General features: G+C 62.8%; 8 protein-coding genes and 7 rRNA genes. 10 read left to right on the top strand and 5 right to left on the bottom strand.

What is annotated here, in order from left to right; all coding sequences use genetic code 11:
• Positions 1-153 precede the first annotated feature (153 nt).
• Both rrf (JOD48_RS19300) and JOD48_RS19295 read left to right on the top strand, forming a co-directional pair.
• Positions 154-270 (top strand): 5S ribosomal RNA (gene rrf, locus JOD48_RS19300).
• A 271-nt stretch (positions 271-541) separates the two neighbouring features.
• On the top strand, positions 542-1360 hold the full coding sequence (locus JOD48_RS19295; protein ID WP_204806564.1) for a TrmH family RNA methyltransferase: 819 nt from the start codon (positions 542-544) through the stop codon (positions 1358-1360).
• 642 nt (positions 1361-2002) lie between these two features.
• Here the strand turns inward: JOD48_RS19295 and JOD48_RS19290 are convergent.
• Positions 2003-2347 (bottom strand): putative quinol monooxygenase, encoded by a 345-nt coding sequence (locus JOD48_RS19290; RefSeq protein WP_204806562.1) that lies wholly within the window; start codon positions 2345-2347, stop codon positions 2003-2005.
• 612 nt (positions 2348-2959) lie between these two features.
• Here JOD48_RS19290 and JOD48_RS19285 point away from each other — a divergent pair.
• From JOD48_RS19285 to JOD48_RS19270, 4 genes are all read left to right on the top strand, one after another.
• A 16S ribosomal RNA gene (locus tag JOD48_RS19285) occupies positions 2960-4480 on the top strand.
• Between the two features lie 399 nt (positions 4481-4879).
• Positions 4880-7987: ribosomal RNA gene (locus JOD48_RS19280) — 23S ribosomal RNA — on the top strand.
• Positions 7988-8078: 91 nt separating this feature from the next.
• Positions 8079-8195: ribosomal RNA gene (gene rrf / locus JOD48_RS19275) — 5S ribosomal RNA — on the top strand.
• Together the 16S, 23S and 5S rRNA genes form the textbook arrangement of a ribosomal RNA operon.
• A 271-nt stretch (positions 8196-8466) precedes the next feature.
• Positions 8467-9285, top strand: coding sequence for a TrmH family RNA methyltransferase (locus JOD48_RS19270; protein WP_204806564.1), 819 nt, complete (start codon positions 8467-8469; stop codon positions 9283-9285).
• Positions 9286-9927: 642 nt separating this feature from the next.
• Here JOD48_RS19270 and JOD48_RS19265 read toward each other — a convergent pair.
• Positions 9928-10272, bottom strand: a complete 345-nt coding sequence (locus JOD48_RS19265) for a putative quinol monooxygenase (protein WP_204806562.1) — start codon at positions 10270-10272, stop codon at positions 9928-9930.
• Between the two features lie 612 nt (positions 10273-10884).
• Here JOD48_RS19265 and JOD48_RS19260 point away from each other — a divergent pair.
• The 3 genes from JOD48_RS19260 to rrf (JOD48_RS19250) all read left to right on the top strand — a co-directional run bounded on the left by JOD48_RS19260 (position 10885) and on the right by rrf (JOD48_RS19250) (position 16120).
• Positions 10885-12405 (top strand): 16S ribosomal RNA (locus JOD48_RS19260).
• Positions 12406-12804: 399 nt separating this feature from the next.
• Positions 12805-15912: ribosomal RNA gene (locus JOD48_RS19255) — 23S ribosomal RNA — on the top strand.
• A gap of 91 nt (positions 15913-16003) precedes the next feature.
• Positions 16004-16120 (top strand): 5S ribosomal RNA (gene rrf, locus JOD48_RS19250).
• Between the two features lie 74 nt (positions 16121-16194).
• Here the strand turns inward: rrf (JOD48_RS19250) and JOD48_RS19245 are convergent.
• The 3 genes from JOD48_RS19245 to JOD48_RS19235 form a co-directional block, all read right to left on the bottom strand.
• A complete protein-coding gene (locus tag JOD48_RS19245) occupies positions 16195-17523 on the bottom strand; it encodes an alpha/beta fold hydrolase (protein WP_204810188.1) in 1329 nt (442 codons plus the stop codon).
• Positions 17520-18479: a zinc-binding dehydrogenase gene (locus JOD48_RS19240; RefSeq protein ID WP_204810186.1), complete on the bottom strand. Its 960-nt coding sequence runs from the start codon at positions 18477-18479 to the stop codon at positions 17520-17522. Before JOD48_RS19240 ends, JOD48_RS19245 begins: the two co-directional genes overlap by 4 nt.
• A gap of 119 nt (positions 18480-18598) precedes the next feature.
• The gene (locus JOD48_RS19235; protein ID WP_204810184.1) at positions 18599-18904 is read right to left on the bottom strand and encodes a hypothetical protein; all 306 of its coding nucleotides are present in this window, start codon (positions 18902-18904) and stop codon (positions 18599-18601) included.
• A 116-nt stretch (positions 18905-19020) separates the two neighbouring features.
• Here JOD48_RS19235 and JOD48_RS19230 point away from each other — a divergent pair, with 116 nt between their 5' ends.
• Positions 19021-19530: an RrF2 family transcriptional regulator gene (locus JOD48_RS19230; RefSeq protein ID WP_204810181.1), complete on the top strand. Its 510-nt coding sequence runs from the start codon at positions 19021-19023 to the stop codon at positions 19528-19530.
• The last annotated feature ends 127 nt before the right edge of the window (positions 19531-19657 follow it).

The following is a 19657-nucleotide window of genomic DNA, read 5'->3' as shown; positions in this document are numbered from 1 at the left end:
TGTAAGGCAGGACTAAAGACTGCTGAAGCTGACCGGTACTAATAAGCCGACAACTTGATAACACACAAACTTATTGCTACGCGTCCACTGTGCGGTTCCCGAGATACGGGCACACCCCCACGTAACCGGGGGCCCCGAACATCTCCATAGAGTTACGGCGGTCATAGCGAGAGGGAAACGCCCGGTCCCATTCCGAACCCGGAAGCTAAGCCTCTCAGCGCCGATGGTACTGCCCTGGAGACGGGGTGGGAGAGTAGGTCGCCGCCGGACAACCATTCACCAAAGGCCCACCCCTCACGGGGTGGGCCTTTGGCATACCCGGATCGCATCGCGCGCACTCGACGCCCCGGCCCTCGCCGCTGGTAACTCAGCCCCGGACACCATCAGGTGTCTCGGGGCTCTTGTGTTGCGTGTGTCGACCTCGGTCGCGGCGCGACCAAGTTCCGCCGGCCGCAGGCCAGGACCTCGAGCCGCGTGCCGAGCCGGTAGCCTTCGAGTCAGGCGGCCGGACCCAGATGCTGCCAGGTCTCCGGAGGAACACGTGGTCACCCGCATCAGCGCACGCAATGCTCGATTCCAGGTGCTGCAGACGCTCCTGTCCAACCGCTCCAAGCGTCACCGCGCCGGAGAGTTCATCGTGCAGGGCGTCCGGCCGGTCAACCTGGCGATCGAGCACGGGTGGGACGTCCGTGCCCTGCTGTACGACGCCGACCGGTCGCTCTCGCCCTGGGCTCGCGACCTGCTCGCGTCGCAGCCGAACGCCGAGAAGGTGGCGATGTCGTCGGACCTGCTGGCCGAGCTCAGCGAGAAGACCGAGGGGGCGGCCGAGGTACTGGCGGTCGTCGGCATGGCTCCCGACGACCTCACGCGGATTCCGGCGCGTGCGGACTTCCTCGGTCTGGTCTTCGACCGCCCGACGCAGCCGGGCAACATCGGGTCGATCATCCGCTCAGCGGACGCCCTCGGCGCACACGGTGTGATCACCACCGGGCACGCCGCAGACGCGTACGACCCGAAGTCCGTCCGCGCCTCGACAGGTTCCTTCTTCGCCGTGCCGACCGTGCGCGCCGCGTCTCCCCACGACGTCGTGGAGTGGGTCGAGCATCAGCGTTCGGCCGGCGTGCCGATCGTCGTCGCGGCAACGGACGAGGACGGCGACGCCGAGATCTCGGCGTTCGACCTGACGCAGCCCGTGCTGCTCCTCGTCGGCAACGAGACCGCGGGGCTGTCGCGCGCATGGCGCGACGCAGCGGACGTCACGCTCAGCATCCCGATGGCCGGCGCGGCCAGCTCCCTCAACGCAGCCAACGCAGCCTCGATCGTGCTCTACGAGGCACGCCGCCAGCGGTCGACGAGATAGCAGTCGCCAGCCGCACGCGGGCCATGCCGGTCTCGGGAGGGGCGGCGTCGAAGATGCCGCTTGCACAACGGTGCAGGGGTGAGCGCCGCATCGCGCCAGATCCCGTTCCTCGACGTCGACGGGCCGCTGCTCCCGTTCGGCAGCCGGAGTTGCCGCGTGTTCCGGGTCCTGAGTCCTGGACGGCGGCGTCGAACCCCCACCTGGCGAGCGTGGCTCGCGCTCTCGGCCCGCTGCTGACCGGCCTGGGGTGCGAGCTGATGAGGGCGACCGTGGATGCGCGGCGCCAACGAGGTGATCGCGCCGTTGCTCGGCCTCCCGCACCTACGGGTGTCCGACCTTCCTGCCGACGACGGCGACCACGGGGTGGACGACCTGCAGTGGAGGACGAAGGTACTGGTGCGCATCGCGGACGGACGCCCGTTCGTCTGGGTCGATGACGTACCCGGCCGGGGACCGCAGGTGGATCGAGGGCGCGCACCCTGCCAGGGTGTTGTTGCACCAGGTCGACCCGTCGGTGGGGATGATCGTCGCGGATGTCGACACGGTCGCGACCTGGCTGCGGGACGTGCGGCGGTCGTCCGTTGACGAGGGGCGAGCGTCGGAGACCAGGGGCCCCGCGTTGCCTGCCTGAGCGAGCGCGTCCTAGAGAACGCGTCGGTAGAGCTCTGCGGGCGCGGCCCTCTCGAGCTGCTCGAGCTCCGCGACGAGCCGCACGAAGTGCTCCGTCCGGGTGTGGGCGTCGAGATGGTCCTGCGACTCCCACTCCTCGACGAGCAGGAACCGGGTGGAGTCCCCCACGCGCTGGAGGAGCTCGTACGACAGGCAGCCGGCCTCCTGCCTGGTCGCGGCGACCAGCTCGCGATAGGCCTCGAGCGCACGAGCCTGGTGCCGTTCGTCGACCGTGCAGGGAACGAGCACGCGCACGGTCACGCCGTCACCCGGGCGGTCGGCGAGGGACGGGCGAACGGTATCGCTGGAGAGGTTCATGCCCCGACGGTACCTGGGCGGCCGGGGAGGTTCGCCGGCTGTGCCGGGCCGCAGAATCGGCCCTGGTGACCTGACGACGCGCGGTGACCGGGGTCACGGGGCACCGGTTTGACCGTTGGGCCCCGACCACCGTAATGTTCTCTGAGTCAGCCCGGCAGGGAGGAACAGACACCACTGCGAAGCTCTTCGGAGCCGCCGCGAAGTGGCTGGATCCCCCGGGTGAACCACACTTCCTGAAGACTCCTGGGGATTCTTGTTTCCTTGAGGAGTAGGGAAGGTGGTCGGCTTGTGCGGCTCGCTTCACGAGAAATCGCGAGGTAGGAAAGCCCCGGAAAGTCTGATAAGATTAACAAGTTGCCCCGAGTGAAGGCCCCTGGTGGGTTGGAGTCGGTGCGTGTCGGTTGCTTGAGAACTCAACAGTGTGCTTGATAGTTAATGCCAATTGTCCTGCATGGGCGTGTGGCGCGCATCGTTTGGTGTGTGTTGTGTGTTCGTGTTGAGACTTCTATTTGGTATGAATTGAAAACGTCATGTTTTCGGTTTGTAGCCATGATTATGGACCTTCGGGTCCGCTTCGTATGGTTGTTAATCCTTCGGGGTTGATAGCAAACATTTACGGAGAGTTTGATCCTGGCTCAGGACGAACGCTGGCGGCGTGCTTAACACATGCAAGTCGAACGGTGATGCCCAGCTTGCTGGGCGGATCAGTGGCGAACGGGTGAGTAACACGTGAGTAACCTGCCCCAGACTCCGGGATAAGCCTTGGAAACGAGGTCTAATACTGGATACGAGACGCCCCTGCATGGGGAGTGTCTGGAAAGATTTATCGGTCTGGGATGGACTCGCGGCCTATCAGCTTGTTGGTGGGGTAATGGCCTACCAAGGCGACGACGGGTAGCCGGCCTGAGAGGGCGACCGGCCACACTGGGACTGAGACACGGCCCAGACTCCTACGGGAGGCAGCAGTGGGGAATATTGCACAATGGGCGAAAGCCTGATGCAGCGACGCCGCGTGAGGGATGAAGGCCTTCGGGTTGTAAACCTCTTTCAGCAGGGAAGAAGCGCAAGTGACGGTACCTGCAGAAGAAGCGCCGGCTAACTACGTGCCAGCAGCCGCGGTAATACGTAGGGCGCAAGCGTTGTCCGGAATTATTGGGCGTAAAGAGCTCGTAGGCGGTTTGTCGCGTCTGGTGTGAAAACTCAAGGCTCAACCTTGAGCTTGCATCGGGTACGGGCAGACTAGAGTGCGGTAGGGGTGACTGGAATTCCTGGTGTAGCGGTGGAATGCGCAGATATCAGGAGGAACACCGATGGCGAAGGCAGGTCACTGGGCCGCAACTGACGCTGAGGAGCGAAAGCATGGGGAGCGAACAGGATTAGATACCCTGGTAGTCCATGCCGTAAACGTTGGGCACTAGGTGTGGGGCTCATTCCACGAGTTCCGTGCCGCAGCAAACGCATTAAGTGCCCCGCCTGGGGAGTACGGCCGCAAGGCTAAAACTCAAAGGAATTGACGGGGGCCCGCACAAGCGGCGGAGCATGCGGATTAATTCGATGCAACGCGAAGAACCTTACCAAGGCTTGACATACACCGGAAACTTCCAGAGATGGTTGCCCCGCAAGGTCGGTGTACAGGTGGTGCATGGTTGTCGTCAGCTCGTGTCGTGAGATGTTGGGTTAAGTCCCGCAACGAGCGCAACCCTCGTCTTATGTTGCCAGCACGTCATGGTGGGGACTCATAAGAGACTGCCGGGGTCAACTCGGAGGAAGGTGGGGATGACGTCAAATCATCATGCCCCTTATGTCTTGGGCTTCACGCATGCTACAATGGCCGGTACAAAGGGCTGCGATACCGCGAGGTGGAGCGAATCCCAAAAAGCCGGTCTCAGTTCGGATTGGGGTCTGCAACTCGACCCCATGAAGTCGGAGTCGCTAGTAATCGCAGATCAGCAACGCTGCGGTGAATACGTTCCCGGGCCTTGTACACACCGCCCGTCAAGTCACGAAAGTCGGTAACACCCGAAGCCGGTGGCCCAACCCTTGTGGAGGGAGCTGTCGAAGGTGGGACTGGCGATTGGGACTAAGTCGTAACAAGGTAGCCGTACCGGAAGGTGCGGCTGGATCACCTCCTTTCTAAGGAGCATCACTCACAGTCGGCGCCCTTGTGGTGCTGGTTGTGCAGAGGCCATGGCACTCGCCGAACGCGTGGGTGGATGGTTGCTCAAGGGTGGAACATTAACGAAGAGCTCGGCCATGACGGTTCGTGTCAGTACCTGCCCATCTTGTGTGGGTGGTGGAACATCACGGGTACGGGGGAAGGGTTTGCCAAGCACACTGTTGGGTCCTGAGGGAACCGCCCGCATGGGTGGGGTCGCTCTGAACGGGCCATCGCGTCTCCTGGGTGAACCGCCAACCGGTTGTGTTGGTAGGCCGTGGGAGCGGGTGGGATCGTCCGTAGCTTGAGAACTGCACAGTGGACGCGAGCATCTTTGTAAGATCAAAGATTTATCTTTGTTCTCTGCAATTTTTTGTTGTCAAGTTTTTAAGGGCACAGGGTGGATGCCTTGGCACTAGGAGCCGATGAAGGACGTTGTAGCCTGCGATAAGCCTCGGGGAGTTGGCAAACGAACCGTGATCCGAGGATCTCCGAATGGGGAAACCCCGCTGGAGTCATGTCCAGTGACCCGCACCTGAATATATAGGGTGTGTGGAGGGAACGTCGGGAAGTGAAACATCTCAGTACCGACAGGAAGAGATATTCCGTGAGTAGTGGCGAGCGAAAGCGGAACAGGCCAAACCGTTCATGTGTGATAGCTACCAGGCGTTGCATGGGCGGGGTTGTGGGACCTTTCAGACCGGGCTGGTACCCGGTCAGGGAGTCAGAAAGCCGCGTTATAGTCGAAGGGCATTGAAAGGCCCGGCACAGAGGGTGCGACCCCCGTAGACGAAATGACGCGGCCTCCCGAAGGGGATCCCAAGTAGCACGGGGCCCGAGAAATCCCGTGTGAATCCGGCAAGACCACTTGCTAAGCCTAAATACTACCTAGTGACCGATAGCGGACCAGTACCGTGAGGGAAAGGTGAAAAGTACCCCGGGAGGGGAGTGAAATAGTACCTGAAACCGTGTGCCTACAATCCGTTGGAGCCTCCCTAGCAGGGGTGACAGCGTGCCTTTTGAAGAATGAGCCTGCGAGTTAGTGCTCAGTGGCAAGGTTAACCCGTGTGGGGAAGCCGTAGCGAAAGCGAGTCTGAATAGGGCGAATGAGTCGCTGGGCCTAGACCCGAAGCGAAGTGATCTAGCCATGGGCAGGTTGAAGCGTGGGTAAGACTACGTGGAGGACCGAACCCACCAGGGTTGAAAACCTGGGGGATGACCTGTGGTTAGGGGTGAAAGGCCAATCAAACTTCGTGATAGCTGGTTCTCCCCGAAATGCATTTAGGTGCAGCCTCGCGTGTTTCTTGCCGGAGGTAGAGCTACTGGATGGCCGATGGGCCCTACAAGGTTACTGACGTCAGCCAAACTCCGAATGCCGGTAAGTGAGAGCGCGGGAGTGAGACTGCGGGGGATAAGCTCCGTAGTCGAGAGGGAAACAGCCCAGACCACCAGCTAAGGCCCCTAAGCGTGTGCTAAGTGGGAAAGGATGTGGAGTTGCACAGACAACCAGGAGGTTGGCTTAGAAGCAGCCACCCTTGAAAGAGTGCGTAATAGCTCACTGGTCAAGTGATTCCGCGCCGACAATGTAGCGGGGCTCAAGTACACCGCCGAAGCTGTGGCATTCACACAAACGCTAGGCCTTCGTGGTCCAGGCGTGTGGATGGGTAGGGGAGCGTCGTGTGGGCAGTGAAGTCGCGGGGTAACCCAGCGGTGGAGCCTACACGAGTGAGAATGCAGGCATGAGTAGCGAAAGACGGGTGAGAAACCCGTCCGCCGAATGACCAAGGGTTCCAGGGCCAGGCTAATCCGCCCTGGGTAAGTCGGGACCTAAGGCGAGGCCGACAGGCGTAGTCGATGGACAAGGAGTTGATATTCTCCTACCGGCGAAGAACCGCCCATACCGAACCCGGTGATGCTAAGCGCCCTTAACCAGCATCGTCTCCTTCGGGAGACACCGCTGGAGCGGCGCGCGACCCGAACCGGTACTAGGTAAGCGTATTAACAGGGGTGACGCAGGAAGGTAGCCCAGCACGGCGATGGTTGACCGTGTCCAAGGTTGTAGGGCGAACAGTAGGCAAATCCGCTGTTCACATAGCCTGAGAACTGATAGATAGCGCGTATGCGCGAATTGGGTGATCCTATGCTGCCAAGAAAAGCCTCGGCGCGAGGTTCTAGCCGCCCGTACCCTAAACCGACTCAGGTGGTCAGGTAGAGAATACTAAGGCGATCGAGAGAATCGTGGTTAAGGAACTCGGCAAAATGCCCCCGTAACTTCGGGAGAAGGGGGGCCCGATGCGTGACGGAACTAGCTTCCCGAGCGTTGACGGCCGCAGAGACCAGGGAGAAGCGACTGTTTACTAAAAACACAGGTCCGTGCGAAGTCGCAAGACGATGTATACGGACTGACGCCTGCCCGGTGCTGGAAGGTTAAGAGGACGGGTCAGCTCTTCGGAGCGAAGCTCAGAATTTAAGCCCCAGTAAACGGCGGTGGTAACTATAACCATCCTAAGGTAGCGAAATTCCTTGTCGGGTAAGTTCCGACCTGCACGAATGGCGTAACGACTTCTCCGCTGTCTCAACCGCGAACTCGGCGAAATTGCACTACGAGTAAAGATGCTCGTTACGCGCAGCAGGACGGAAAGACCCCGGGACCTTTACTATAGCTTGGTATTGGTGTTCGGTGCGGCTTGTGTAGGATAGGTGGGAGACTGTGAAGCATGCACGCCAGTGTGTGTGGAGTCAACGTTGAAATACCACTCTGGTCGCTCTGGATATCTAACCTCGGTCCGTAATCCGGATCAGGGACAGTGCCTGGTGGGTAGTTTAACTGGGGCGGTTGCCTCCTAAAATGTAACGGAGGCGCTCAAAGGTTCCCTCAGCCTGGTTGGCAATCAGGTGTCGAGTGCAAGTGCACAAGGGAGCTTGACTGTGAGACTGACAGGTCGAGCAGGGACGAAAGTCGGAACTAGTGATCCGGCGGTGGCTTGTGGAAGCGCCGTCGCTCAACGGATAAAAGGTACCCCGGGGATAACAGGCTGATCTTGCCCAAGAGTCCATATCGACGGCATGGTTTGGCACCTCGATGTCGGCTCGTCGCATCCTGGGGCTGGAGTAGGTCCCAAGGGTTGGGCTGTTCGCCCATTAAAGCGGTACGCGAGCTGGGTTTAGAACGTCGTGAGACAGTTCGGTCCCTATCCGCTGCGCGCGCAGGAAACTTGAGAAGGGCTGTCCCTAGTACGAGAGGACCGGGACGGACGAACCTCTGGTGTGCCAGTTGTTCCGCCAGGAGCACGGCTGGTTAGCTACGTTCGGAAGGGATAACCGCTGAAAGCATCTAAGCGGGAAGCCTGCTTCAAGATGAGGTTTCCATCCCCGCAAGGGGGAGAGGCTCCCAGCTAGACCACTGGGTAGATAGGCCGGATGTGTAAGGCAGGACTAAAGACTGCTGAAGCTGACCGGTACTAATAAGCCGACAACTTGATAACACACAAACTTATTGCTACGCGTCCACTGTGCGGTTCCCGAGATACGGGCACACCCCCACGTAACCGGGGGCCCCGAACATCTCCATAGAGTTACGGCGGTCATAGCGAGAGGGAAACGCCCGGTCCCATTCCGAACCCGGAAGCTAAGCCTCTCAGCGCCGATGGTACTGCCCTGGAGACGGGGTGGGAGAGTAGGTCGCCGCCGGACAACCATTCACCAAAGGCCCACCCCTCACGGGGTGGGCCTTTGGCATACCCGGATCGCATCGCGCGCACTCGACGCCCCGGCCCTCGCCGCTGGTAACTCAGCCCCGGACACCATCAGGTGTCTCGGGGCTCTTGTGTTGCGTGTGTCGACCTCGGTCGCGGCGCGACCAAGTTCCGCCGGCCGCAGGCCAGGACCTCGAGCCGCGTGCCGAGCCGGTAGCCTTCGAGTCAGGCGGCCGGACCCAGATGCTGCCAGGTCTCCGGAGGAACACGTGGTCACCCGCATCAGCGCACGCAATGCTCGATTCCAGGTGCTGCAGACGCTCCTGTCCAACCGCTCCAAGCGTCACCGCGCCGGAGAGTTCATCGTGCAGGGCGTCCGGCCGGTCAACCTGGCGATCGAGCACGGGTGGGACGTCCGTGCCCTGCTGTACGACGCCGACCGGTCGCTCTCGCCCTGGGCTCGCGACCTGCTCGCGTCGCAGCCGAACGCCGAGAAGGTGGCGATGTCGTCGGACCTGCTGGCCGAGCTCAGCGAGAAGACCGAGGGGGCGGCCGAGGTACTGGCGGTCGTCGGCATGGCTCCCGACGACCTCACGCGGATTCCGGCGCGTGCGGACTTCCTCGGTCTGGTCTTCGACCGCCCGACGCAGCCGGGCAACATCGGGTCGATCATCCGCTCAGCGGACGCCCTCGGCGCACACGGTGTGATCACCACCGGGCACGCCGCAGACGCGTACGACCCGAAGTCCGTCCGCGCCTCGACAGGTTCCTTCTTCGCCGTGCCGACCGTGCGCGCCGCGTCTCCCCACGACGTCGTGGAGTGGGTCGAGCATCAGCGTTCGGCCGGCGTGCCGATCGTCGTCGCGGCAACGGACGAGGACGGCGACGCCGAGATCTCGGCGTTCGACCTGACGCAGCCCGTGCTGCTCCTCGTCGGCAACGAGACCGCGGGGCTGTCGCGCGCATGGCGCGACGCAGCGGACGTCACGCTCAGCATCCCGATGGCCGGCGCGGCCAGCTCCCTCAACGCAGCCAACGCAGCCTCGATCGTGCTCTACGAGGCACGCCGCCAGCGGTCGACGAGATAGCAGTCGCCAGCCGCACGCGGGCCATGCCGGTCTCGGGAGGGGCGGCGTCGAAGATGCCGCTTGCACAACGGTGCAGGGGTGAGCGCCGCATCGCGCCAGATCCCGTTCCTCGACGTCGACGGGCCGCTGCTCCCGTTCGGCAGCCGGAGTTGCCGCGTGTTCCGGGTCCTGAGTCCTGGACGGCGGCGTCGAACCCCCACCTGGCGAGCGTGGCTCGCGCTCTCGGCCCGCTGCTGACCGGCCTGGGGTGCGAGCTGATGAGGGCGACCGTGGATGCGCGGCGCCAACGAGGTGATCGCGCCGTTGCTCGGCCTCCCGCACCTACGGGTGTCCGACCTTCCTGCCGACGACGGCGACCACGGGGTGGACGACCTGCAGTGGAGGACGAAGGTACTGGTGCGCATCGCGGACGGACGCCCGTTCGTCTGGGTCGATGACGTACCCGGCCGGGGACCGCAGGTGGATCGAGGGCGCGCACCCTGCCAGGGTGTTGTTGCACCAGGTCGACCCGTCGGTGGGGATGATCGTCGCGGATGTCGACACGGTCGCGACCTGGCTGCGGGACGTGCGGCGGTCGTCCGTTGACGAGGGGCGAGCGTCGGAGACCAGGGGCCCCGCGTTGCCTGCCTGAGCGAGCGCGTCCTAGAGAACGCGTCGGTAGAGCTCTGCGGGCGCGGCCCTCTCGAGCTGCTCGAGCTCCGCGACGAGCCGCACGAAGTGCTCCGTCCGGGTGTGGGCGTCGAGATGGTCCTGCGACTCCCACTCCTCGACGAGCAGGAACCGGGTGGAGTCCCCCACGCGCTGGAGGAGCTCGTACGACAGGCAGCCGGCCTCCTGCCTGGTCGCGGCGACCAGCTCGCGATAGGCCTCGAGCGCACGAGCCTGGTGCCGTTCGTCGACCGTGCAGGGAACGAGCACGCGCACGGTCACGCCGTCACCCGGGCGGTCGGCGAGGGACGGGCGAACGGTATCGCTGGAGAGGTTCATGCCCCGACGGTACCTGGGCGGCCGGGGAGGTTCGCCGGCTGTGCCGGGCCGCAGAATCGGCCCTGGTGACCTGACGACGCGCGGTGACCGGGGTCACGGGGCACCGGTTTGACCGTTGGGCCCCGACCACCGTAATGTTCTCTGAGTCAGCCCGGCAGGGAGGAACAGACACCACTGCGAAGCTCTTCGGAGCCGCCGCGAAGTGGCTGGATCCCCCGGGTGAACCACACTTCCTGAAGACTCCTGGGGATTCTTGTTTCCTTGAGGAGTAGGGAAGGTGGTCGGCTTGTGCGGCTCGCTTCACGAGAAATCGCGAGGTAGGAAAGCCCCGGAAAGTCTGATAAGATTAACAAGTTGCCCCGAGTGAAGGCCCCTGGTGGGTTGGAGTCGGTGCGTGTCGGTTGCTTGAGAACTCAACAGTGTGCTTGATAGTTAATGCCAATTGTCCTGCATGGGCGTGTGGCGCGCATCGTTTGGTGTGTGTTGTGTGTTCGTGTTGAGACTTCTATTTGGTATGAATTGAAAACGTCATGTTTTCGGTTTGTAGCCATGATTATGGACCTTCGGGTCCGCTTCGTATGGTTGTTAATCCTTCGGGGTTGATAGCAAACATTTACGGAGAGTTTGATCCTGGCTCAGGACGAACGCTGGCGGCGTGCTTAACACATGCAAGTCGAACGGTGATGCCCAGCTTGCTGGGCGGATCAGTGGCGAACGGGTGAGTAACACGTGAGTAACCTGCCCCAGACTCCGGGATAAGCCTTGGAAACGAGGTCTAATACTGGATACGAGACGCCCCTGCATGGGGAGTGTCTGGAAAGATTTATCGGTCTGGGATGGACTCGCGGCCTATCAGCTTGTTGGTGGGGTAATGGCCTACCAAGGCGACGACGGGTAGCCGGCCTGAGAGGGCGACCGGCCACACTGGGACTGAGACACGGCCCAGACTCCTACGGGAGGCAGCAGTGGGGAATATTGCACAATGGGCGAAAGCCTGATGCAGCGACGCCGCGTGAGGGATGAAGGCCTTCGGGTTGTAAACCTCTTTCAGCAGGGAAGAAGCGCAAGTGACGGTACCTGCAGAAGAAGCGCCGGCTAACTACGTGCCAGCAGCCGCGGTAATACGTAGGGCGCAAGCGTTGTCCGGAATTATTGGGCGTAAAGAGCTCGTAGGCGGTTTGTCGCGTCTGGTGTGAAAACTCAAGGCTCAACCTTGAGCTTGCATCGGGTACGGGCAGACTAGAGTGCGGTAGGGGTGACTGGAATTCCTGGTGTAGCGGTGGAATGCGCAGATATCAGGAGGAACACCGATGGCGAAGGCAGGTCACTGGGCCGCAACTGACGCTGAGGAGCGAAAGCATGGGGAGCGAACAGGATTAGATACCCTGGTAGTCCATGCCGTAAACGTTGGGCACTAGGTGTGGGGCTCATTCCACGAGTTCCGTGCCGCAGCAAACGCATTAAGTGCCCCGCCTGGGGAGTACGGCCGCAAGGCTAAAACTCAAAGGAATTGACGGGGGCCCGCACAAGCGGCGGAGCATGCGGATTAATTCGATGCAACGCGAAGAACCTTACCAAGGCTTGACATACACCGGAAACTTCCAGAGATGGTTGCCCCGCAAGGTCGGTGTACAGGTGGTGCATGGTTGTCGTCAGCTCGTGTCGTGAGATGTTGGGTTAAGTCCCGCAACGAGCGCAACCCTCGTCTTATGTTGCCAGCACGTCATGGTGGGGACTCATAAGAGACTGCCGGGGTCAACTCGGAGGAAGGTGGGGATGACGTCAAATCATCATGCCCCTTATGTCTTGGGCTTCACGCATGCTACAATGGCCGGTACAAAGGGCTGCGATACCGCGAGGTGGAGCGAATCCCAAAAAGCCGGTCTCAGTTCGGATTGGGGTCTGCAACTCGACCCCATGAAGTCGGAGTCGCTAGTAATCGCAGATCAGCAACGCTGCGGTGAATACGTTCCCGGGCCTTGTACACACCGCCCGTCAAGTCACGAAAGTCGGTAACACCCGAAGCCGGTGGCCCAACCCTTGTGGAGGGAGCTGTCGAAGGTGGGACTGGCGATTGGGACTAAGTCGTAACAAGGTAGCCGTACCGGAAGGTGCGGCTGGATCACCTCCTTTCTAAGGAGCATCACTCACAGTCGGCGCCCTTGTGGTGCTGGTTGTGCAGAGGCCATGGCACTCGCCGAACGCGTGGGTGGATGGTTGCTCAAGGGTGGAACATTAACGAAGAGCTCGGCCATGACGGTTCGTGTCAGTACCTGCCCATCTTGTGTGGGTGGTGGAACATCACGGGTACGGGGGAAGGGTTTGCCAAGCACACTGTTGGGTCCTGAGGGAACCGCCCGCATGGGTGGGGTCGCTCTGAACGGGCCATCGCGTCTCCTGGGTGAACCGCCAACCGGTTGTGTTGGTAGGCCGTGGGAGCGGGTGGGATCGTCCGTAGCTTGAGAACTGCACAGTGGACGCGAGCATCTTTGTAAGATCAAAGATTTATCTTTGTTCTCTGCAATTTTTTGTTGTCAAGTTTTTAAGGGCACAGGGTGGATGCCTTGGCACTAGGAGCCGATGAAGGACGTTGTAGCCTGCGATAAGCCTCGGGGAGTTGGCAAACGAACCGTGATCCGAGGATCTCCGAATGGGGAAACCCCGCTGGAGTCATGTCCAGTGACCCGCACCTGAATATATAGGGTGTGTGGAGGGAACGTCGGGAAGTGAAACATCTCAGTACCGACAGGAAGAGATATTCCGTGAGTAGTGGCGAGCGAAAGCGGAACAGGCCAAACCGTTCATGTGTGATAGCTACCAGGCGTTGCATGGGCGGGGTTGTGGGACCTTTCAGACCGGGCTGGTACCCGGTCAGGGAGTCAGAAAGCCGCGTTATAGTCGAAGGGCATTGAAAGGCCCGGCACAGAGGGTGCGACCCCCGTAGACGAAATGACGCGGCCTCCCGAAGGGGATCCCAAGTAGCACGGGGCCCGAGAAATCCCGTGTGAATCCGGCAAGACCACTTGCTAAGCCTAAATACTACCTAGTGACCGATAGCGGACCAGTACCGTGAGGGAAAGGTGAAAAGTACCCCGGGAGGGGAGTGAAATAGTACCTGAAACCGTGTGCCTACAATCCGTTGGAGCCTCCCTAGCAGGGGTGACAGCGTGCCTTTTGAAGAATGAGCCTGCGAGTTAGTGCTCAGTGGCAAGGTTAACCCGTGTGGGGAAGCCGTAGCGAAAGCGAGTCTGAATAGGGCGAATGAGTCGCTGGGCCTAGACCCGAAGCGAAGTGATCTAGCCATGGGCAGGTTGAAGCGTGGGTAAGACTACGTGGAGGACCGAACCCACCAGGGTTGAAAACCTGGGGGATGACCTGTGGTTAGGGGTGAAAGGCCAATCAAACTTCGTGATAGCTGGTTCTCCCCGAAATGCATTTAGGTGCAGCCTCGCGTGTTTCTTGCCGGAGGTAGAGCTACTGGATGGCCGATGGGCCCTACAAGGTTACTGACGTCAGCCAAACTCCGAATGCCGGTAAGTGAGAGCGCGGGAGTGAGACTGCGGGGGATAAGCTCCGTAGTCGAGAGGGAAACAGCCCAGACCACCAGCTAAGGCCCCTAAGCGTGTGCTAAGTGGGAAAGGATGTGGAGTTGCACAGACAACCAGGAGGTTGGCTTAGAAGCAGCCACCCTTGAAAGAGTGCGTAATAGCTCACTGGTCAAGTGATTCCGCGCCGACAATGTAGCGGGGCTCAAGTACACCGCCGAAGCTGTGGCATTCACACAAACGCTAGGCCTTCGTGGTCCAGGCGTGTGGATGGGTAGGGGAGCGTCGTGTGGGCAGTGAAGTCGCGGGGTAACCCAGCGGTGGAGCCTACACGAGTGAGAATGCAGGCATGAGTAGCGAAAGACGGGTGAGAAACCCGTCCGCCGAATGACCAAGGGTTCCAGGGCCAGGCTAATCCGCCCTGGGTAAGTCGGGACCTAAGGCGAGGCCGACAGGCGTAGTCGATGGACAAGGAGTTGATATTCTCCTACCGGCGAAGAACCGCCCATACCGAACCCGGTGATGCTAAGCGCCCTTAACCAGCATCGTCTCCTTCGGGAGACACCGCTGGAGCGGCGCGCGACCCGAACCGGTACTAGGTAAGCGTATTAACAGGGGTGACGCAGGAAGGTAGCCCAGCACGGCGATGGTTGACCGTGTCCAAGGTTGTAGGGCGAACAGTAGGCAAATCCGCTGTTCACATAGCCTGAGAACTGATAGATAGCGCGTATGCGCGAATTGGGTGATCCTATGCTGCCAAGAAAAGCCTCGGCGCGAGGTTCTAGCCGCCCGTACCCTAAACCGACTCAGGTGGTCAGGTAGAGAATACTAAGGCGATCGAGAGAATCGTGGTTAAGGAACTCGGCAAAATGCCCCCGTAACTTCGGGAGAAGGGGGGCCCGATGCGTGACGGAACTAGCTTCCCGAGCGTTGACGGCCGCAGAGACCAGGGAGAAGCGACTGTTTACTAAAAACACAGGTCCGTGCGAAGTCGCAAGACGATGTATACGGACTGACGCCTGCCCGGTGCTGGAAGGTTAAGAGGACGGGTCAGCTCTTCGGAGCGAAGCTCAGAATTTAAGCCCCAGTAAACGGCGGTGGTAACTATAACCATCCTAAGGTAGCGAAATTCCTTGTCGGGTAAGTTCCGACCTGCACGAATGGCGTAACGACTTCTCCGCTGTCTCAACCGCGAACTCGGCGAAATTGCACTACGAGTAAAGATGCTCGTTACGCGCAGCAGGACGGAAAGACCCCGGGACCTTTACTATAGCTTGGTATTGGTGTTCGGTGCGGCTTGTGTAGGATAGGTGGGAGACTGTGAAGCATGCACGCCAGTGTGTGTGGAGTCAACGTTGAAATACCACTCTGGTCGCTCTGGATATCTAACCTCGGTCCGTAATCCGGATCAGGGACAGTGCCTGGTGGGTAGTTTAACTGGGGCGGTTGCCTCCTAAAATGTAACGGAGGCGCTCAAAGGTTCCCTCAGCCTGGTTGGCAATCAGGTGTCGAGTGCAAGTGCACAAGGGAGCTTGACTGTGAGACTGACAGGTCGAGCAGGGACGAAAGTCGGAACTAGTGATCCGGCGGTGGCTTGTGGAAGCGCCGTCGCTCAACGGATAAAAGGTACCCCGGGGATAACAGGCTGATCTTGCCCAAGAGTCCATATCGACGGCATGGTTTGGCACCTCGATGTCGGCTCGTCGCATCCTGGGGCTGGAGTAGGTCCCAAGGGTTGGGCTGTTCGCCCATTAAAGCGGTACGCGAGCTGGGTTTAGAACGTCGTGAGACAGTTCGGTCCCTATCCGCTGCGCGCGCAGGAAACTTGAGAAGGGCTGTCCCTAGTACGAGAGGACCGGGACGGACGAACCTCTGGTGTGCCAGTTGTTCCGCCAGGAGCACGGCTGGTTAGCTACGTTCGGAAGGGATAACCGCTGAAAGCATCTAAGCGGGAAGCCTGCTTCAAGATGAGGTTTCCATCCCCGCAAGGGGGAGAGGCTCCCAGCTAGACCACTGGGTAGATAGGCCGGATGTGTAAGGCAGGACTAAAGACTGCTGAAGCTGACCGGTACTAATAAGCCGACAACTTGATAACACACAAACTTATTGCTACGCGTCCACTGTGCGGTTCCCGAGATACGGGCACACCCCCACGTAACCGGGGGCCCCGAACATCTCCATAGAGTTACGGCGGTCATAGCGAGAGGGAAACGCCCGGTCCCATTCCGAACCCGGAAGCTAAGCCTCTCAGCGCCGATGGTACTGCCCTGGAGACGGGGTGGGAGAGTAGGTCGCCGCCGGACAACCATTCACCAAAGGCCCACCCCTCACGGGGTGGGCCTTTGGCATACCCGGACACACCACCCGTCGACCGGTGTCAGCTCCACCCGTATCCCGCGAGCCACCTCGTGATCTCGCGGTAGAAACGTCTCCGCGGCCCCGGTCCCGACAGCGTGAGGTCGTGGATCCCGCCTGGAATCCGGGCGATCGTCACCACGGGCCCGAGGTTCGTGGCTCGCCGGGCCAGCAGCTCGACGTCGAGCACGATGTCCGCCTGCCGCATGTCCTCGCTCCAGCGCGGGCTGATGATGGTCCGGTCGGACGTCAGGACGATGATGGGACACGTGACGGACAAGCCGGCAGCGACCGTCGCGTGACCCTCGATGATTCCCCGGAGCCAGCCGGCGCGAACAGGGAAGGACGGCACGGGGCGCCACTCGGGGTTGAACTCCCAGCCGCCGCTCTCGAGGTCGCGCAGCGTCCGCGCGTAGTACCCGGCGTCGATGTTCGGCAGTGGAGCCTTGGGCTGGAACCGGGCGAGCTGACGGATCGCCGGCGAGGACACCGTTCTCACCGTGGACGAACCCTGCAGCTCCAGCCACGGGCTGTTCAGTACCAGCCCGTGCAGCCGACCAGGGTTCCGGTTCGCCCACAAGACACCGGTGAGCCCCCCTGTCGAGTGGCCGACCAGCATGATCGAGGCGTGCGCGCCGAGCTCGGTGTGGATCAGCGCGAGCGCGGTCTCGAGATCCTCGTCGTACTCGTGGAGGTGCTCGATGTACCCCGGGGTCTGGTGCGGCCGGAGGCTGCGGCCGTACTTGCGCAGGTCTACCGCGTAGAACGCCGCGCCCTGGGCGTGCCAGTACTCGGCGAGCTCGGTCTGGAAGAAGTAGTCGCTCCACCCGTGGACGTACAGCACGGCGCGTGCGGGGCGGACGGCCTCCTCGGTCGGAGGGTCGTAGCGGACGAGGGTCGCGACGACCTCCCCCTCGTCGTCGGGCGTGAGGTGGAGGGTCAGACGACGGTAGTCCGGTCCGAGGACGTCCTCCTCCCACCGGCCGCGCTGTGGCCTGACACGGGGCCGAGGAACCGGGCCTCGAGGCCCCGTCGGGACGAGCGCCGCTGCCTCGGCGAGCGGCGCCCGCAGCGACGCCAGGGTGAGCGTCCGGGGCGCGGCGGCCCGTGGGCGACGTCGGGAACCTGCGATGCGTGGCGAACCGGTCCACTCGTGCGAACCCGCCGAGCCGGCAGCCCGCAGCTCGGTGCCACGTGACGCGACGCCTGGTTCGACGCCGACAGGCCTCGCGTCGGGAGCAGCGCCGCCGGAGCTCTCCGCGCCCTCGGTGTCCTGGGAGCCTCCGGTCGTCTGGAACTCCCGGTCGCCGCCCCGGGGCGGGCCCCCGTCCGCACCCACACCGTCGGTCATGTCGTGAGCACGATCTTCCCGTAGTGCTCCCCGGCGTCGAGCCGTGCCAGGCCGGCCGCGGCCTGGGCGAGCGGGAGTACCTCGTCGATCGTCGGGCGGACGTCGGTGCGGGCGAGGAACCGCAGCAGGGCCGCGAGGTCTTCGCGTGAACCCATCGTCACGCCCCGGACGGTGATCTCCTGGAAGAAGATGCGCGAGAGCTCGGCGGGGCTCGCGTCCCCGGAAGTGGCCCCGGCGACGACGACCGTCCCGCCCGGCCGGACCGAACGCATCGAGTGCGACCACGTGGCCTGGCCGACGGTCTCGATCACGGCGTCCACCCGTGCGGGGAGCCGGGCCCCGGGTTCGAAGACCGCAGACGCGCCGTTCTGCAGAGCGCGGGCTCGCTTGGCCGAGGACCGCGACGTCACGAACACCTCGATGCCCGCCGCGCTCGCGAGGCGCGTCGCGGCGCTCGCGACGCCACCCCCCGCACCCTGGACGAGCACGCGGTCGCCCGGGGCGAGCCCCGCCACGCTGAAGAGCATGCGGTACGCGGTGAGCCACGCCGTCGGGAGGCACGCCGCCTCGACGAACGTGAGCTCCGGCGGCTTGGGGATCAGGTTCTTCCTGGGCACGGCGACCTGCTCGGCGAGCGTCCCCGCGTACTTCTCGGACAGGAGCGTGCGCGACTCCGCGGGCCCTACCCCGTGCCCGTCGGCGCCGATCACGCCGTGGACGACGACCTCGGTCCCGTCGGGCGCGATGCCCGCGGCGTCGGTGCCGAGGATCATCGGGAGCTGCTCGGCGCGCAGACCGACCCCGCGCAGCGACCACAGGTCGTGGTGGTTCAGGCTCGCGGCCCGGACGTCCACCACCGACCAGTTCTCCCGGGGCTCCGGGGCGGGCAGGTCTCCCACGGTCAGGCCTGCGAGCGGGTCCTGCTGGTCGAAGTGCGTCACGTAGGCGGCAAGCATGTGTCCAACCTACGGTCTCCGGGCGCGGTGCGCGTCCGAGCCCGGGCGGGACACGATCGCCGTCCGGCCCGTGAGAACGCCAGACCCGCGGCGGCCTCGGATCGCGGCGGACGCGCAGGTCAGCGGTGGATGCCGCCAGCGACCGGGTGCCACTTCGGGCCGTAGCGGCGTGTGAAGACCGCACCGCTCACCTCGACGAGGGCGCCGGCCGCAGCCCGGACCGCGCGGGCGATCTCGGCGGCCTGGTCGTCGTCCTCGGCGAGGAAGCGCACCGTGACGCGGGCCTCGCCGCTCACGATCCCCAGGTCGTAGGACTCGACCTCGGTCACCTCGCGCGCCGCGGCGGCGGCCGCGGGCAGCACGGCTTCCGGGGACGCGCCAGTGCGCAGCATCCCGACGACGAGGCTCACCCGGTACGAAGTCACCGCTGCACCTTCGCACACGTCGGGCGCCCGAGCCCAACCCGCACCGCACCGGTGGCCGGGGTGCTTCACCCGGTATTCCTGCACGATCGGAAACATGCCGTCGGCATACTGGGCCCATGCGCATCACCGCCAAGATCGACTACGCCGTCCGCGCGTGCGTGGAGCTCGCCGTCGCCTACGACGAGGGGTTCGTGACCGCGGAGCGCGTCGGCAAGGCGCAGCGCATCCCGGGGTCGTTCCTCCTGGGCATCCTGAACCAGCTGCGCAGGTCGGGCCTGGTCGAGAGCCGCCGGGGCGCCGAGGGCGGGTTCCGCCTGGCGGCGGCACCCGCGCGGATCGCGGTCGCGGACGTCATCCGGGCGATCGACGGCCCGCTCGCGAACATCGCGGGCGTCCAGCCCGAGGACACGTCGTACGCGGAGTCCGCGGCGGCTCTCCAGCAGACGTGGGTCGCGCTGCGGGTCGCGATGCGCTCGGTCCTGGAGAACGTGACGGTCGCGGACCTCGCGTCGGGCACGCTGCCCGACGACGTCGCTCACCTCGTCGGGGACTCGGAGGCCTGGGTGACCCGCCCGTTCGGCGACGAGGTGGAGCTGCGGGGCGGGGGAGAGAGCCCGCGAGGGTGACGACCGTGCCCGTCGAGGGTGACGGTCCGGTGCACGCGTTAACACTGCGAAACCTTGTCTCATCCGTCAACTCAATCTGGACCGTTTCGGTCTAGTTCAACTAGCGTCGCTCTCATGCACACCGAGC

This window comes from Oerskovia paurometabola (genome assembly GCF_016907365.1).
In the GTDB taxonomy this organism is placed as follows: Bacteria; Actinomycetota; Actinomycetes; order Actinomycetales; family Cellulomonadaceae; genus Oerskovia; species Oerskovia paurometabola.
This window is presented reverse-complemented; position numbering and strand designations above follow the sequence as displayed.